The sequence below is a fragment of the Collinsella aerofaciens ATCC 25986 genome (assembly GCF_964259375.1).
GTDB classification, from domain to species: Bacteria; Actinomycetota; Coriobacteriia; order Coriobacteriales; family Coriobacteriaceae; genus Collinsella; species Collinsella aerofaciens_BO.
On the sequence record NZ_CAXVJM010000006.1, the window covers coordinates 78,783 to 94,250 of the forward strand.

The following is a 15,468-nucleotide window of genomic DNA, read 5'->3' on the forward strand; positions in this document are numbered from 1 at the left end:
CGATGTGTCCTTAATTGAGTGTGTGACCTGCCAAAACGATCCCCTTTGGCAGTTCGTTGCCATACGTCTGGAAACGGGAGATTGACGTGTACGATCGACGACTCGAGGCCATATCGGCCGCCGCGGAGCTGGGAAGCTTCTCACGTGCGGCGGCAAAATTGCGTGTGTCGACTCCGGCGCTCGTCAAGCAGGTGTCGGGCTTCGAGGCCGAGTTCGGCATCACGCTGTTCGAACGCTCGCACTCGGGCGTTAAGGTGACGCCGGCGGGCGCTCTGCTGGTGGACGACGCACGCTCGATCATGCGGCAGTCCGAGGACGCGCTGCGCCGTGCCCGACGCGCGGCGGGCGATGGCGGTGCCGTGCGCCTGGGCGTGTCGATGATGTGCCCGGGGCGCCAAACGCTGTCGATGTGGACGGGCATCCACGAGCTGGAGCCATCGTTGCGATTTGAGATCGTGCCGGTAAGCGACCTCTACGACGAGCGCGAATCCGTCATGCGCAGCTTGGGCCGCGAGGTCGATGTGGTGCAGTCGAGTTTTTCGACCCCGCGCTGGGGCGACACCTGCCAAAAGCTCCGCATCGTCAACGTGCCGTTTTATATCGACGTGCCGCGCACGAGCCCGCTGGCGCGCAAGACACGCATTACGGTCGCCGACTTGGAGGGCATGCGCCTGCGCGTGCTCCGCCACGGCAACGACGCCATGGACAGCCTGCGCATCGACCTGTTGGCCGACGGCGGCGTGGACGTGATTGACGTGGATAGCTTCGACTTTGCGCTCTTTAACGAGGCGGAGGAAAAGGGCGACGCGGTGCTCACCTGCGGCGCATGGTCGGGCGTGCACCCGGCCTTTGTGGGCGTGCCGTTCCTGTGCGGTCGCGAGGTACCGGTCTTTCTGCACTACCCGCTCGAGCCCACCCTCCAAGTACAAAAATTCGTGAACGCCATGGCCCAGCTTCTCAAGTAGCCAAAAGAGCCCCGTCCCAAATTAGCTACCCTTTGCTACGGGTTTAGCGTTCCTCGCGTGGCAGCCCGGCTGCCTCGGCTGCCTTTACGTGGTTCTTGTCGATGTACATGTTTTTGTCGGCCTGGGAAAAGAGCTCGCGCATGGTAGGCGGCTCGTCAAAATCACTGGAAAGCGCATAGCCCACCGCATAGCTGATGGGCATGTCGGGGTGAGCCTCGGAATACTCGTTCACGTTCGCACGAACCCGAGCGAGACAGGACTCCACGGCAGCTCGATCGGTATCCCGCAGCACCGCGATAAACTCATCGCCGCCGTCGCGGCCCACAAAGCAGGTCTCGGACGCCACACGCCCCAGCTGCCGGGCAAAAGAGCGGATGTATTCGTCGCCCTTCTCGTGACCAAAGCTGTTATTGACCGTATGCAGGTTGTTAAGGTCGAAGACGCACACCGCAACGGGCGCCTCCGCGGAGACAGGCTGCTCCTGCCCCAAGATCTCCTCGCACTTGTTCTTGTTGGGCAGTCCTGTGGCTTCGTCGAGATAGACTTTGTTCTGCAGCTCGCGATTGAGTGCGGCAGTTCGCACCGCGCGAACAAGTTCGACCGCAAAGGTCGCCACCAAGCCCACGATGTCGACGATCACCAAGCCCTCGAGATAGTTGAGCGCCGACGCCTTCTCCTGAGAGTAGTCCTCTGCGAGTCGCGTAGCATCGTCGCAAATGCCAAAGAACTCCTCGCTCATAGGGATGATGTCGGTGTTCTCATAGCCAACTTCGCGCACGCGGATGATCTCGGCGCAAAGCTCATCAAAATAATTTGCAAGCTCGGTCATTTTTGCCTGATACTCATCGTCGTCGAGACGGACGAGGTTGAGGTCGTCACTTCCGTAACGCAAACCGTTGATGTATGAATCCACGGCTTTGAGCAGGTCATCTTGAGGCTGGCCCGCATCCTCGAGCTTAACGATTCGCTGTGTGGTACCGCGCACCAGACCGGCGTAATTGACCACGCGCGCCGTGCCCTGGATATCGGAGACGAGCAGCATAACATTGATGAAGAAGAAGATGAGAACTGCCGTGAGCACCATCATGAGCAGGCGCACCGCCTGGCTGGCCTTCTTGGCGACAGAAGTATTCACAAGTTCATTCCCCCAAATGACAAAAGAGCAGGTAGCACGCAGTGTGCTGAAACTCATGGGTGGTTAACTCTACCATATGGGCCAGCAGCCTCAAACTGCAGTAGACGCTCGTCTAAATTGGCGTGACGCTTGCCTTGTTGTTCTTGACCTGGCTGCGCTATCGGACATGCTTCTGGTCTTTGATCACCATGGGAAAGCTCATCCCGTTTTGTGCGTCTAGAGTGGGATGCGGCTTCCCAAAGGTGCCGTTAGGGGAAACTACATCCCGGTTTACCCCCTTGAAATGGGATGCCGTTTCCCGGAGGGGGTCCAGCGGGAAACGGCATCCCATTCTGGGTCCGAAAAGTGGGATACGGTTTCCGGCCGGCATGAAAAAAGCCCCCACAGCTCATATGAACTGCGGGGGCTTATGCGTTGCGGCGTAGTTCCGAGTTGCCAGATCTACTCCAACTCAAATGCTCCGGTGTAGAGCTGGTAGTAATATCCACGCTTGGCGATCAGCTCGTCGTGGTTGCCGCGCTCGATGATGCGGCCGTGGTCCAGGCAGATGATCGCGTCGGAGTTGCGCACGGTGGACAGACGGTGCGCGATGACAAACGTCGTGCGGCCCTCCATGAGCTTATCCATGCCCGCCTGCACGATAGCCTCGGTGCGGGTGTCGATGGAGCTCGTGGCCTCGTCCAGAATCATCGCCGGCGGATCGGCGACGGCGGCGCGTGCGATCGAAATCAGCTGGCGCTGGCCCTGCGACAGCTGGGCGCCGTTGCCGGTGAGCATCGTGTCGTAGCCGTCGGGCAGGCGGGTGATAAAGTCGTCCGCGCCGGCGAGCTTTGCCGCCGCGATGCACTCCTCGTCGGTGGCATCCAGGTTGCCGTAGCGGATGTTATCCATCACGGTGCCAGTGAACAGGTTCACGTCCTGCAGCACCACGCCCAGCGAGCGGCGCAAATCGGCCTTGCGGATCTTGTTGACGTTGATGCCGTCGTAGCGAATCTTGCCGTCGGCGATGTCGTAGAAACGGTTGATGAGGTTGGTGATGGTCGTCTTGCCCGCACCGGTGGCGCCGACAAACGCGACCTTCTGGCCCGGCTTGGCAAACACGGACACGCCGTGCAGCACCTCGTGGTCGGGCGTGTAGCCAAAGTCGACGTTGTCCATGACCAGGTCGCCGCGCAGCGGCACGTACTCGATCTCGCCGGTTGCGCGGTGCGGATGCTTCCACGCCCACATGCCGGTGTGGTGGTCGGCCTCCTCGAGCTGCCAGGTGTCGGGGTTGACCTGCGCGTTGACGAGCGTCACATAGCCTTCGTCGGCTTCGGGCTCCTCGTCGATGAGCTCAAAGATGCGGTCGGCACCGGCAAGGCCCATGACTACGGCGTTGATCTGCTGCGAGATCTGGCCGATCTGTCCGCAGAACTGCTTGGTCATGTTGAGGAACGGCACCACGACGGCGATGGACAGTGCCATGCCCGAGATGCTCAGGTTGGGCACGCCCAGTGCCAGGAAAATGCCGCCGGCAAGGGCCACCAGCACGTAGAGCAGGTTGCCCAGGTTCATAAGGATGGGCATGAGGATGTTGGCGTACATGTTGGCCTTCTGCGAGACCTCGAAGAGCTTTTCGTTGCGCTCATCAAAATCGGCCTCGGCGGCAGACTCGTGGCAGAACGCCTTGACGACCTTCTGGCCGTTCATGACTTCCTCGATATGGCCCTCGACCACGCCGAGCTCGGTCTGCTGCGCAATGAAGAAACGCGCGGAGTTGGAGCCGAGCAGCTTGGTCATAAAGGTCATAAAGGCGACGCCGGCCACAATGACCAGGCACATCCACGCGCTGTAGTACAGCATGATAAAGAACACCGTGACGATGATGATGATCGTCATGAGCAGGTTGGGCAGCGACTGGCTGATCATCTGGCGCAGCGTGTCGATGTCGTTGGTGTAGTGGCTCATGATATCGCCGCGCTGGTGCGTGTCGAAGTAGCGGATCGGCAGGTCCTGCATGCGGTTGAACATCATCTCGCGCAGCTTCTCGAGCGAGCCCTGCGTGACGATAGCCATGGCGCGGTTCCAGAAGAGCGAGGACAGGACACCGACGCCGTAGATGCAGGCGAGGGTGGTCACGAGCTGCAGAATCTTGGGCTGTGCGGCTTCCCAATCGCCCGACTGCCACGATTCGCTAATAATCTGCAGGGCGCTCTGCAGGAAGGTCGCGCCGATGGAGTTGATGATGGCGCAGAGCACCACGCCGGCGACGACAAGGGGCAAAAGCACGGGATAGAAGCCAAAGAGCGTCTTGATGAGGCGCGACATGGTACCGCCCTTACGGTTGAGCGCGCGCTCGGCGGTCGTTGCCTTACTCATGTGCCTCGCCTCCTTCCTGGGTCTGAGCTTGCGTTGCGGATGCCTCGGTGTCGGCCTCGATGGCCCCTTCGCCCTCGGCAGACATCTTGTTTTGCGAGGTAAAGGTCTCTCGGTAGATCTCGCTCGTCTTGAGCAGCTCTTCGTGGTTGCCGATCTGTGCGATGCGGCCGCCCTCCATGACAATGATGCGGTCTGCGTCCTGCACGGAGCTGATGCGCTGGGCGATGATGAGCTTGGTCGTGTTGGGCAGATAGCTTGCCAGGCCTGCGCGAATCTTGGCGTCAGTCTTGGTGTCGACGGCGCTGGTGGAGTCGTCCAGGATCAAGATCTTGGGGCGACGCAACAGGGCGCGTGCAATGCACAGGCGCTGCTTCTGACCGCCCGAAACATTAGAGCCGCCCTGTTCGATCCAGGTGTCGTAGCCCTTGGGGAAACCGTCGACAAACTCGTCGGCGCAGGCCAGATGCGCTGCCTCGCGGACTTCCTCGTCGGTGGCGTTCGGGTCGCCCCAACGCAGGTTCTCGGCGATGGTGCCGCTAAACAGCACGTTTTTCTGCAGCACCATGGCGACCTGGTGACGCAGCGCGTCCAGGTCGTAGTCGCGCACGTCCACGCCGCCCACGCGCACAGCGCCTTCGGTGGTGTCGTACAGGCGGGCGATGAGGTTAACGAGCGTGGACTTGGCCGAGCCGGTGCCGCCGATGATGCCGATGGTCTCGCCGCTCGTAATGTGCAGGTCGATATCGTCGAGCGCCTGGCGCTTCGCATGCTTGGAATACTTAAAGCTCACGTGGTCAAAGTCGATGGAACCGTCGGCAACCTCGAGCACGGGCTCGGCGGGATCGGCGATCGTGGGCTCGGCGGCCAGCACCTCGGCAATGCGGTGTGCCGATTCGTCGGCCATGGTCACCATGACAAAGATCATCGACAGCTGCATCAGGCTCATGAGAATCTGGAAACCATAGGTAAAGGTCGAGGAGAGCTGGCCCACGTCGAACAGCGTGCCCTGGCTCGTGATGATGAGCTTGGAGCCCAGGTAGATGATGACGACGAACGCGCCGTTGACGCAGATGTTCATCATGGGGTTGTTAAAGGCGAGGAGCTTCTCGGCGCGGGTGAAGTCCATCTGGACGTCGCGTGCGGCGGTCGCGAACTTCTCCTTCTCAAAGTCTTCGCGCACATAGCTCTTGACCACGCGCATGCCGGTGACGTTTTCCTCGACGGACTCGTTAAGGGCGTCGTACTTGTGGAACACGCGCGAGAAGATGGGGCGCACCTTAAAGATGATAAAGAACAGCCCAAAGCCCAGCAGCGGAATGATGACCAGGTAGACCATGGCGACGCTGCCGCCCATGATAAATGCCATGGTAAAGGCGAAGATCAAGACCAGCGGCGCGCGCACGGCGATACGGATGATCATCATAAAGGCCTGCTGCACGTTGTTGATATCGGTGGTCAGGCGCGTGACGAGCGAGGAGCTCGAGAACTCATCGATGTTGGCAAAGCTGAACGTCTGGATCTTGTAGAACAGGTCGTGACGCAGGTTCTTGGCGAATCCGCAGCTCGCATGGCTGCAGGTGACACCAGCCGCGGCGCCAAAAGCAAGCGACGTCAGCGCGATGAGCACCAAAAAGCCTGCGGTGGGAAGCATCTCGGCTACGGTGGCGCCGTCTTTGATAGCGTCGATCAGGTTGGCGGTGATAAATGGAATCAGCATCTCGCAGAGCACCTCGCCAAGCACGAGCAGCGGCGTGGCAACAGTGACTTTCATATAGTCGCGGATGCTTCCCATGAGGGTTTTAATCATCCAGTTCCTCCCAGGTTACGCGGATTTTATCGAGCATTTCGGCGAGGTCCTCGCGCTCGTCGTGGGTGAGCGCGCTAAAGGCCTGCTCTCTAAAGCGAATGCGGGCCGCCTGCTCTACGTGGGCCTTTTCCCATCCCGCTTCGGTCAGGCGAATGGTGAGCTGCCGCCGGTCTTTGGGATTGCGGCTGCGCTCGATAAGGCCGGCGCATTCGATCTTGGAGAGAATCTCGGAAAGCGAACCGGGCTTAAGATCAAAGTGCAGGCCTAGTTCCTGCTGTGACATCTCGCCGTTTGGCTGCTTGGCGAGCAAGCAGACGATGGGGGCCTTTCCCGAGGCGCCGCCGCCGTGAAAGTGCAGAAAGTGGCCGCAGAAGCCCAGCCCGTTTAGGATGTGCTTGGCGAGCGCGTCTGATTGGGACTGTGCCGCGGGCGCATCTGCGGGTTCATGGGGGTCGCCGCCCGGCGTGTGGGGGCAGAGGCCGATGTGGTCATCGCACATGGTGTCGCTCCTTTCTTTAGTTAGGTAGTGCAATTGTTTTGTGCCTAACTAATTTAGGAGTGCAAGAAATAAATGTCAAGGTACCAAACTTATTAAGTTACGGCGTTTTACCAAACGCCGTAACCGCTCGATGCTGCAAACGCTCCTAAGCGGCAATCTGATCCCTTGGGGACGAAGGAAAAGGTATCGTTTTGGGCTGCGATGATGCCTTTCGAAGCGGCCTTGCCAAAAACTATGCCTAATTACTACGATGAATCCAGCATCGCTGACCACAACAGCTGTTTCTGAAAAAACGCAAGCTATCTACCTGCGGTTTTGTTGGAGAGAAATTCGTTGTGGTTGGAGGCGGGCGGTTAAACGTAGTAAATAGGCATAGTTTTGAAATGGCGCTATATGAGTAGCATCAACTAGGCCGCTATGGAGCAAACAGCCCCCATTTCCGAAACCTTTCCGCAACAATTTGCCCTTCGTACCGCTCGCCTCCGCCCACAACGCCTCCTGCGCTACACTTAGTCGCACTGTGGCGCTGCTGCGCTGTGCCCGAAACAAGGGAGACCCTCATGAAGAACACTCAGCTGCTGCTGATCAACGATATGTGCGGTTACGGCAAGGTCGCGCTTTCCGCCATGCTGCCGGTGCTGTCGCACATGGGTTACCGTATCCACAATCTGCCGACGGCGCTTGTGTCCGATACGCTCAACTATCCCAAGTTCTACATCCACGACACCACGGAGTACGTGCGTCAGAGTCTTGCCATCTGGGAGGAGCTCGGCTTTGAGTTCGACGCCATCTCGACCGGCTTTATCGTGACCGAGGAAGAGACGCGTATCATCTCGGACTTTTGCCACCGCCGCGCGCAAAAGGGCACCAAGGTGTTCGTCGACCCCATCATGGGCGACAACGGCAAGCTCTATGCGGGCGTGCCCGAGTCCACGATTGGCCTTATGCGGCACCTGCTGGAGTGCGCAGACTACGCGGTGCCCAACTACACCGAGGCCTGTCTGCTCACTGATACGCCTATTGCAGAGCAGATCACGCCCGATGAGGCCCGCGCCCTTGTGGACGCCGTGCGCGAGCTGGGTGCCAAATCGGTGGTCATTACGAGCGCCGTGGTCAATGGCGCGAACGCGGTTATCGGTTACGACTATGTGGCGGGGGAGTACTTCACGATTCCCTTTGACCTGATTCCGGTCTATTTCCCGGGCACGGGCGACACGTTCTCGGCGGTGCTCGTCGGCCGCGTTATGGCAGGCTGGAGTCTGCAGCGCGCGACGTCCGATGCCATGCGTGTGGTGGCTGAGCTTATCGAGCGCAATGCCGACCAAGAGGACAAGTCGGCTGGCCTTCCCATCGAGGCCTGCCTGGATGTGATTGACCATGAGTAATGCTGGCGAGGACGGCGTCAAGCCTGCGGGCGAGAACAGGCCGCTCGGCGCGCCGCGTGGCAAGCGTCCGCGTATCCGCGTGAGCTGCGTGGACCAGCTGGGCACATGCCGCTGCCATCACGGGCACAAGCCGGGTGACGTCTTCGACTTCGACCGCGACCGCGGCAAGATGTGTTCCATGGCATGTCACGTGGGCTTTCCCTATATCGATATCCTGCGCTACGGCGGAACCGTGCCTGGCAACGAGCCCGGTACGGCAAAGTTCTGCTGCCCCGAGGTCGACACCCTCAACGTCTGGCTCGCCGAGATCGTCGACGAGTAACCGAGCGTGGATAATCTCCCACCGAGATAATGAGCGTGGATTTTCTCCCGTTTAGAGCGCGCTTGAACGCTCAAAGTGGGAGAAAATCCACGCTCATTTTTCATGTGGGAGATTATCCACGCTCGTTTCGCGCCGAAGGCGTGGCCTGCGACCTTGCTTGCCTACAGCTGCTCGAGCATAGCGGTGCAACCGGCGAGCACGTCGCGGTAGGTGGCATCGAAATTGCCGGTGTACCAGGGATCGGCCACGTCGCCGGGGCGTTCGGTCCAATCGAGCAAGCGCGTAATCTTGCCGTCGGGGTCGTCGCCAAAGATGCGACGCAGGCCACGCGCGTTCTCGGCATCCATATAGACGATGCGATCCCAGTCGCCATACTCCGCGCGACACACCTGACGTGCGCGATGTGCGACGACGGGAATTCCGACCTCGCGTAGCTTGGCAACGGTACCGTGGTGCGGCGGGTTGCCAATCTCCTCAGTTGAGGTCGCGGCGGAATCGATGACAAACTCCGCCTCGCGCCCGGCGCGGCGCACGAGCTCGGTAAACGCCGACTCGGCCATCGTCGAGCGGCAGATGTTGCCGTGGCAGATAAAAAGAATGCGTTGCATGAGCGGTTTCCTTTCGATCGTCATCATCGAGCTCGAGTATTGCGTCTACGTCTACGTCTACGTCTACGCCCGCTTGCGCTCCCAGCGAGCCAACTTAATCGTCACCAGCGTAAGCGCCCAGGCCACAAGCGAGAACGCGGCGCCCACGGCGCCCACGTACGCAATGCCAATGCTGCTTACCACGGCGCCGCCCACTGCAGTGCCAAACGAGATGCCGACGTTAAACGCCATGGGCTCAACCGAACTTGCGAGTACCATCGACTTGGGATGGCGGTTGCGTGCCACGTCCATAAAGTGCGTGATGCACGACACCGAGAACAGGTACATGAGCAACGCCAAGCTAAAGACAAAGACCAGCGCGAGCGGCATGGTGCCGCCCACGGCAAACAGCCCGAGTAACGCCGCAGCCTGCAGTACAAACGTCACAAGCAGTGCCTTCATGCCAAAACGCGCGTCGATCCATCCGCCCAAGATGTTCGAGATCAGGCAGAACACGCCGTAGGCCATAAGCGTGGTGCTCGCCTGAACGGTGCCCATGCCCAGCACCTGCTCCAGATAGGGCGTCACGTAGCCGTAGAATACGTAGACCGACCCCACGCCAAACAAAAAGATGAGCATGCCGGTGATGATGCTCGGTTCGCGTAGAAGCCCCGCCTGCTCGCGAAAGGTGGCAGGCTCGTCGGTTTGCCCAGCGCGCGGCATAAACGCCACGAGCGCTCCGCAGATTAGAACGGCAAAGGTCAACGTGCCGTACATGGCCACGTGCCAATCGAGCGTGTCGGCCACAAACTTGCCGATCGAAGTGACAAAGACCATTGCCACGGAAAACGCACCGTACACGACAGAGATGGCAAGCGAGGTTTGCTGCGGGGACAGCAGCTCGGGGATGTACGTCACACCCACGGCGAGCAGTGCGCCCGAGACGGAGCCCAGGACAATGCGCGAGATAAACAGTACCTGGAAGTTGGGCGCCAACGCCATGACCAGGTTGCCGAGCACAAAGACGATGCTGTAGCACACGAGCAGCTGGTAGCGGCGGAATCGCCCCGTGCTGAGCGCAAGCACCGGCGTGGCGATAGCGTAGACGAGCGCGAACACGCTGATGAGCTGACCCGCGGTGGCAAGCGATACGCCGAGTTCCGTTGCCAAGTCGCTTTCGATGCCGATGACCACGAACTCGGAGCAGCCGAGTGAGAATCCCAACAGCACGAGCAGCGCCAGGCAGAGCTTGGTGCGCGCGGGGGAGAGCGCGGTGGCGGTTGATTTACTTTTAGACGTGGTTGCGGCGGTCAAGGTTGTCACTCCAATGTCGCATGAATAAGCGGGATTCAATCCCTGCAACTCTAACAGAATGTGTCAGATGCCTGCTCCCTTTGTCGCAGGCTGCGCTTGCCTGTATAGTCGCAATACAGGCGAAGATGGTCTCGAGTAAACCGCGGGCGACAGGAGATCCCATGGGTATGCACACGACAAAGGTTGCAGTGGGCGAGGGCAAGTTTGCGCTCGAGGCCCAGCTGACGGTGACGCCGCGGGGCATGGTGGTGTACGCCTGCTCGCCGGAGTTCGCGCACCTGGGCGCCACGGCGCAGGCCATTCCGCGCCCCGAGCCCGGCCGTACGGCGACGGTGAGCATCCTGGCCGTTCCGTGCCATCGAGACGAGATCCCGGCGCACGATATCGCGGCGGCGCTGGCCACGCGCTTTGGCGTGCCGGTCGTTGCAAGCACGGGTTTTCATGTTGAACAGGCGAGCGGTGACGACCTCCAGCACGTGCTCGACACCACCAAGGAGCTCATCGCCGCGCTCGAGGAGGCCGCCGCGCGCATCCTGCGCGCCGGCTGGGATGAGGGCGGCGCGGGCGCCGAGGTCGTGGCGGTCGATGCCGCGACCGGCGAGGCGCTTGGTCCTGTCGACCGCATCGATGCCCATGTCGGCGAGGGCATCCTGCATCAGGCATTTCTGACGCTTTTGGTCGAGGGCCGGGGCGAAGACGCGCGCCTGCTGCTCTGTCGTCGCAGTCCGCTCAAACGCCTGTGGGGCGGGGTGCTGGCCGATGGCTGTGCCGGCCATCCGCTCCCCGGGGAGGACGTTGTCGCCGCGACGGCGCGCCGCATCAACGAAGAGCTTGGCATCACGCGCGAGCCCGATCAGCTCAAGCACCTCGGACACGTGGTGTACCGCGTGGACCACGGCGACGGCCGTTGCGAGTGCGAATGGTGCGAGGTGTTCGCAGCCCATGTTGAGCCGGGCGAGCTGCATATCAACCAAGAGGAGATCTCGGAGGTGCGCCGCGTGGCCCCGTCCGAGCTCGACGGCTATCTGCAGGGTCACCCCGAGCAGCTGGCCCCCTGGCTCCGCGAGGCCCTCAGCGACCCGTCCATCCGTACGGCCCTCGCCATGTAATAAAGGTACAGTCCCTTTGCCATATCCAAACCGTCACAACATTCGATGAAAATCTCGAAAACGAGGAAAAGCGTCGAATGTTGTGACGGTTTTTGTCCAGGGGATCGCTTCCCATCCAAAAATCCCGCTTGACTGTATTGCCGCAACACAGCGCAACGTAAGAGGTGTCCGATAACGGGCGCCCCTTTTTAAGTGGCAACGCGGCTACGAATCCGGAGCGCCCCCAACAAGAAAGGTGGGGAGATGGAAGCGGAAAAGAAGGCGTTTAAGATTACCAAGCGCGAAATTGGCTTTGTGCTGGGTATCGTTGTCTTTTTGCTGGTGAAGTTTCTTCCTTTGGCGGAGCTGAGCTCGACGGTCGAGCTTACGGTCGGCGGTCAGACCTGTCTGGCGTTGACGCTCGCCACGGTGGTGTTCTGGGCGTGTGGCGTGGCACAGCCGGGCTTTGTGGGCCTGCTCTATTGCGCGCTGCTCGTTCTGTTCAAGGTGTGCGTGGACGACACGGGCGCCGCGAGCATCTCGGCGACGGTCGCCTCCACGTTTAGCTCGTGGACCAAAGCCACCATGTGGCTCGTCATCGGCGCCTACCTCATCGCCAGCGCGGTCAAGGAGTCGGGCCTGGGCGAGCGCATCGCCTATGCGTTTATGCTCAAGTTCGTGCGCGATGCCAAGTCGCTCATCATCTCGATCTTCGCGCTCACCTTTGTGCTGTCGCTGCTGATCCCGCACCCGTTCCCCCGTGCCTTCCTCATCCTCGCCGTCGTCTCGGTCATCGCCGAGTCCGCCGGCTACGGTGACGACGACAAGGGTAAGCTCGGCTTTCTCGTGTTTGCCGCTGCCGCCCCGGGTTCCATGTTCTTCCTGACGGGCGACTCCACGCTCAACCCGCTCGTTGCGCAGTACAGCGTCGAGGCCGGCGGCATGAGCCCGTCCTTTATCGACTGGTTCCTGTACATGAGCGTGCCCATGCTGGTCGCGCTGCTGTGCACCCTGTTCCTGGGCCTCTTCCTCTTTAAGCCCAGCAAGGAGCTCGTTTACGATCGCGAGCAGATCGTGGCCAAGCAGGCCGCGCTCGGCAAGCTCTCCGTCAAGGAGATTCGCACCATCGTGTGGCTTGTCATTGCCATCGCGCTGTGGCTTACCGTCTCGGGCGATTACATCGGCTGGGTGACACTTGCCATCGGCGTCGCGCTCGCCATGCCCATCATCGGCGAGGTCCTCACTCCCGCCAGCTGGAACGCTGTCGACATCAAGTCCCTCATGTTCCTGACGGCCGCCATGGCCGTGGGCTCCGTGGGCGGCGCCACCGGCATGAACGCCTGGATCGCCGACGTCGTACTCCCCAGCTCCGTGCCCGAGAACATCTTCCTGTTCGCCCTGCTTGTCGCCGCGCTCTCCATGGTCATCCACATGTTCATGGGCTCGGTCATGGCCGTGCTCGGCGTGTGCGTGCCGGCGTTCATCAGCTTCGCGGCCGGCTCCAGCGTGAGCCCGCTTGCCGTGGCGCTCATCGTCTTCACGTCCATCAACATCCACTACATCCTGCCGTTCCATAACCTGCCGATTCTTATCGGCGAAGGCAAGGACGCCGGCGGCTACACCTCCAAAGAGGCCATGCGCATGGGCATTCCCCTCACCGCGGTCGTCTTTATCGTCGTGCTGGTCGAGGCCGCCTGGTTCCACCTCTTTGGCCTGATGTAAGCGGTCGAGCGTTTTGGCTGTAAGCAGCCGAGCGCTTGAACCGCGAGTGGCCGAGTGCTCCGTCTATGAGCGCCACGGCCCCATTACGTTACCCAGCCCGGCGGCACACCGCCGCCGGGCACTCTCCCCGAAAGGAGCACGCCATGTCCACTACCGATGCTTCCCAGATCCACGATCTGCGTTCTGCTCTCGACTTTTTGCGCGAGATGCCGGGCCAGCTGCTCGAGACCGACACCCAGGTCGATCCCGATGCCGAGGTCTCGGGCGTCTACCGCCACGTCGGTGCCGGTGGCACCGTTATGCGCCCGACCAAAGAGGGTCCGGCGATGGTCTTCAACAACGTCAAGGGCTTTGACGACGCCAAGGTCTGCATCGGCATGCTTGCCAGCCGCAAGCGCGTTGCCGCCCTGCTCGACCTGGACGAGGAGCACCTGGGCCTCGAGATCGGCAAGCGTTTCGAGAACCTGATCGCCCCCGAGCAGATTGCCGAGGGTGCGCACGTCGACTGCCAGGAGGTCGTGTACAAGGCGACCGACGAGGGCTTTGACCTGCGCAAGATCGTCCCCGCCCCCACCAACACGCCCGTGGACGGCGGCCCCTACATCACCATGGGCCTCGCTTACGGCACGAGCCCCGACGGCTCCCAGTCCGACGTGACCATCCACCGCTTCTCTTGCGTCGACAAGGACAAGCTCGCCATGTGGATCACCCCGGGCAGCCGTCACCTGGGCGCTTTCTTTGACGAGTACTGCCAGCGCGGCGAGGATATGCCCATCTCCATCTCCATCGGCCTGGACCCCGCCGTGTACATGTGCTGCGGCTTCGAGGCTCCCACCACGCCGCTCGGCTTCAATGAGCTGCAGATCGCCGGCGCCCTGCGCGGCCATGCCGTCGAGCTCGCCGACTGCGTCACCGTTCCGCAGAAGTGCATCGCCAATGCCGAGTACGTGCTCGAGGGTTACCTCATGCACGACGAGACCATCAACGAGGACGTCAACGGCCACGGCTACGCCATGCCCGAGTTCCCCGGCTACACCGGCGGCGCCAAGGTCTGCCCGGTAATCAAGATCACCGCCGTTACCACGCGCACCAACCCCATCATGGAGAGCTGCATCGGCCCCTCGCACGAGCACGTCTCCATGGCCGGCATCCCCACTGAGGCCTCCATCTACAAGATGGTCGAGACCGCTATCCCGGGCCGCCTGCTCAACGTCCACGCCGCTCCCTGCGGTGGCGGCAAGTTCGTTGCCATCATGCAGTTTAAGAAGTCGAGCAAAAATGACGAGGGCCGTCAGCGCAACGCCGCCATGCTCGCCTTCTCGGCATTCTCCGAGCTCAAGCATGTGATCCTGGTCGACGAGGACGTCGACATCTTCGATATGAGCGACGTGATGTGGGCCATGACTACGCGCTTCCAGGCCGATGTTGACCTCATCACCATCCCCGGCTGCCACTGCCACGTGCTCGACCCGTCCAACGACCCCGCGTTCGATCCCACGATCCGCGAGCACGGCATCGCCTGCAAGGCCATCTTCGACTGCACGGTTCCGTTCAACCTCAAGAAGAACTTCATCCGTTCGCAGTTCATGGAGATCGACATGGACAAGTGGGCCGCAGAGCTTGCTTTCTAGTAAGTAGCCCTATCGAGCAACTAAGGAGTTGTCATGCCTGAGTCTTCTGTCCGTCCTCGTCGCATTGTCGTTGGCGTGTCTGGCGCCAGCGGTGCCGCGCTGGGCCTTGAGTGCCTCGAATGCCTGCGCCGGGCCGGCGCCGAGTCGGCGCTTGTCGTCACGCGCGGGGGAGAGATCACCATCGAGCAGGAGCTCGGCATGACGCTCGACGAGTTTGCCGCGCACGCCGATGTGGTTTACGACAACAAAAACATCGGCGCCGCCATTGCGAGCGGCACCTATCCGGTCGACGGCATGATCGTGGCGCCCTGCTCCATGAAGACGCTCGCCGGCATCGCGAGCGGCTACAGCGAGAACCTGTTGCTGCGCGCAGCCGACGTGCAGATGAAAGAGCAGCGCCGCCTGGTGCTCATGGTGCGCGAGACGCCCTTCAGCGCCATTCATGTCGACAACATGGCGCGCCTGGCGCGTGTGCCGGGCGTCATGCTCATGCCGCCCATGCTCACGTTTTACAATGGCCCCGCCTCGCTCGATGACGCGGTGCACCACATCGCCGCCAAGGCACTCGAGGCCGTTGGCGTGTCATGTGCAGACTATAAGCGCTGGTCGTAGGCGTTTTTAGGGTAGGATACGAGTAGTGTTTGAGCCCGCT

The 15,468-nt window shown here is 61.2% G+C and carries 13 protein-coding genes; 7 read left to right on the forward strand and 6 right to left on the reverse strand.

The genetic code is table 11. The features are described 5' to 3' along the window. Positions 1-86 precede the first annotated feature (86 nt). Positions 87-965: a LysR family transcriptional regulator gene (locus ACEXKH_RS04070; RefSeq protein WP_373573181.1), complete on the forward strand. Its 879-nt coding sequence runs from the start codon at positions 87-89 to the stop codon at positions 963-965. A 43-nt stretch (positions 966-1,008) separates the two neighbouring features. On the opposite strand, the gene ACEXKH_RS04075 is transcribed toward ACEXKH_RS04070, so the two are convergent. The 4 genes from ACEXKH_RS04075 to ACEXKH_RS04090 all read right to left on the reverse strand — a co-directional run bounded on the left by ACEXKH_RS04075 (position 1,009) and on the right by ACEXKH_RS04090 (position 6,767). Then, positions 1,009-2,100 (reverse strand): GGDEF domain-containing protein, encoded by a 1,092-nt coding sequence (locus tag ACEXKH_RS04075; protein ID WP_373573182.1) that lies wholly within the window; start codon positions 2,098-2,100, stop codon positions 1,009-1,011. 441 nt (positions 2,101-2,541) lie between these two features. After that, a complete protein-coding gene (locus ACEXKH_RS04080) occupies positions 2,542-4,461 on the reverse strand; it encodes an ABC transporter ATP-binding protein (protein WP_373573183.1) in 1,920 nt (639 codons plus the stop codon). Next, a complete protein-coding gene (locus ACEXKH_RS04085; RefSeq protein ID WP_373573184.1) occupies positions 4,454-6,268 on the reverse strand; it encodes an ABC transporter ATP-binding protein in 1,815 nt (604 codons plus the stop codon). Before ACEXKH_RS04085 ends, ACEXKH_RS04080 begins: the two co-directional genes overlap by 8 nt. After that, complete coding sequence (locus ACEXKH_RS04090) at positions 6,261-6,767, reverse strand: MarR family winged helix-turn-helix transcriptional regulator (RefSeq protein WP_117655367.1); 507 nt, start codon at positions 6,765-6,767, stop codon at positions 6,261-6,263. The genes ACEXKH_RS04085 and ACEXKH_RS04090 overlap by 8 nt, the downstream gene beginning before the upstream one ends. A 560-nt stretch (positions 6,768-7,327) precedes the next feature. Here ACEXKH_RS04090 and ACEXKH_RS04095 point away from each other — a divergent pair. Then, positions 7,328-8,152 (forward strand): PfkB family carbohydrate kinase, encoded by an 825-nt coding sequence (locus ACEXKH_RS04095; RefSeq protein WP_373573185.1) that lies wholly within the window; start codon positions 7,328-7,330, stop codon positions 8,150-8,152. Next, entirely contained in the window at positions 8,145-8,474 is a 330-nt protein-coding gene (locus tag ACEXKH_RS04100) for a TIGR04076 family protein (RefSeq protein WP_199408116.1), read from the forward strand. Before ACEXKH_RS04095 ends, ACEXKH_RS04100 begins: the two co-directional genes overlap by 8 nt. Before the next feature lie 161 nt (positions 8,475-8,635). Here the strand turns inward: ACEXKH_RS04100 and ACEXKH_RS04105 are convergent, their stop codons facing one another. Both ACEXKH_RS04105 and ACEXKH_RS04110 read right to left on the reverse strand, forming a co-directional pair. Further along, positions 8,636-9,082: a low molecular weight protein-tyrosine-phosphatase gene (locus ACEXKH_RS04105; RefSeq protein ID WP_373573186.1), complete on the reverse strand. Its 447-nt coding sequence runs from the start codon at positions 9,080-9,082 to the stop codon at positions 8,636-8,638. Between the two features lie 63 nt (positions 9,083-9,145). Continuing rightward, a complete protein-coding gene (locus tag ACEXKH_RS04110) occupies positions 9,146-10,375 on the reverse strand; it encodes an MFS transporter (RefSeq protein ID WP_373573187.1) in 1,230 nt (409 codons plus the stop codon). A gap of 167 nt (positions 10,376-10,542) precedes the next feature. Here ACEXKH_RS04110 and ACEXKH_RS04115 point away from each other — a divergent pair, with 167 nt between their 5' ends. The 4 genes from ACEXKH_RS04115 (at position 10,543) to ACEXKH_RS04130 (ending at position 15,428) form a co-directional block, all read left to right on the forward strand. Next, a complete protein-coding gene (locus ACEXKH_RS04115; RefSeq protein ID WP_373573188.1) occupies positions 10,543-11,484 on the forward strand; it encodes an isopentenyl-diphosphate Delta-isomerase in 942 nt (313 codons plus the stop codon). Positions 11,485-11,727: 243 nt separating this feature from the next. After that, positions 11,728-13,185, forward strand: a complete 1,458-nt coding sequence (locus tag ACEXKH_RS04120; protein WP_373573189.1) for an SLC13 family permease — start codon at positions 11,728-11,730, stop codon at positions 13,183-13,185. 143 nt (positions 13,186-13,328) lie between these two features. Then, complete coding sequence (locus tag ACEXKH_RS04125; protein WP_373573190.1) at positions 13,329-14,816, forward strand: UbiD family decarboxylase; 1,488 nt, start codon at positions 13,329-13,331, stop codon at positions 14,814-14,816. A 33-nt stretch (positions 14,817-14,849) separates the two neighbouring features. Beyond that, complete coding sequence (locus ACEXKH_RS04130; protein ID WP_373573191.1) at positions 14,850-15,428, forward strand: UbiX family flavin prenyltransferase; 579 nt, start codon at positions 14,850-14,852, stop codon at positions 15,426-15,428. Positions 15,429-15,468: the final 40 nt, after the last annotated feature.

Excerpts from the sequence above, each read along its gene's own strand:
- ACEXKH_RS04080 (WP_373573183.1), bottom strand. The coding sequence starts at position 4,461 with ATGAGTAAGGCAACGACCGCCGAGCGCGCGCTCAACCGTAAGGGCGGT.
- ACEXKH_RS04085 (WP_373573184.1), bottom strand. The coding sequence starts at position 6,268 with ATGATTAAAACCCTCATGGGAAGCATCCGCGACTATATGAAAGTCACT.
- ACEXKH_RS04090 (WP_117655367.1), bottom strand. The coding sequence starts at position 6,767 with ATGTGCGATGACCACATCGGCCTCTGCCCCCACACGCCGGGCGGCGAC.
- ACEXKH_RS04095 (WP_373573185.1), top strand. The coding sequence starts at position 7,328 with ATGAAGAACACTCAGCTGCTGCTGATCAACGATATGTGCGGTTACGGC.
- ACEXKH_RS04100 (WP_199408116.1), top strand. The coding sequence starts at position 8,145 with ATGAGTAATGCTGGCGAGGACGGCGTCAAGCCTGCGGGCGAGAACAGG.
- ACEXKH_RS04105 (WP_373573186.1), bottom strand. The coding sequence starts at position 9,082 with ATGCAACGCATTCTTTTTATCTGCCACGGCAACATCTGCCGCTCGACG.
- ACEXKH_RS04115 (WP_373573188.1), top strand. The coding sequence starts at position 10,543 with ATGCACACGACAAAGGTTGCAGTGGGCGAGGGCAAGTTTGCGCTCGAG.
- ACEXKH_RS04120 (WP_373573189.1), top strand. The coding sequence starts at position 11,728 with ATGGAAGCGGAAAAGAAGGCGTTTAAGATTACCAAGCGCGAAATTGGC.
- ACEXKH_RS04125 (WP_373573190.1), top strand. The coding sequence starts at position 13,329 with ATGTCCACTACCGATGCTTCCCAGATCCACGATCTGCGTTCTGCTCTC.
- ACEXKH_RS04130 (WP_373573191.1), top strand. The coding sequence starts at position 14,850 with ATGCCTGAGTCTTCTGTCCGTCCTCGTCGCATTGTCGTTGGCGTGTCT.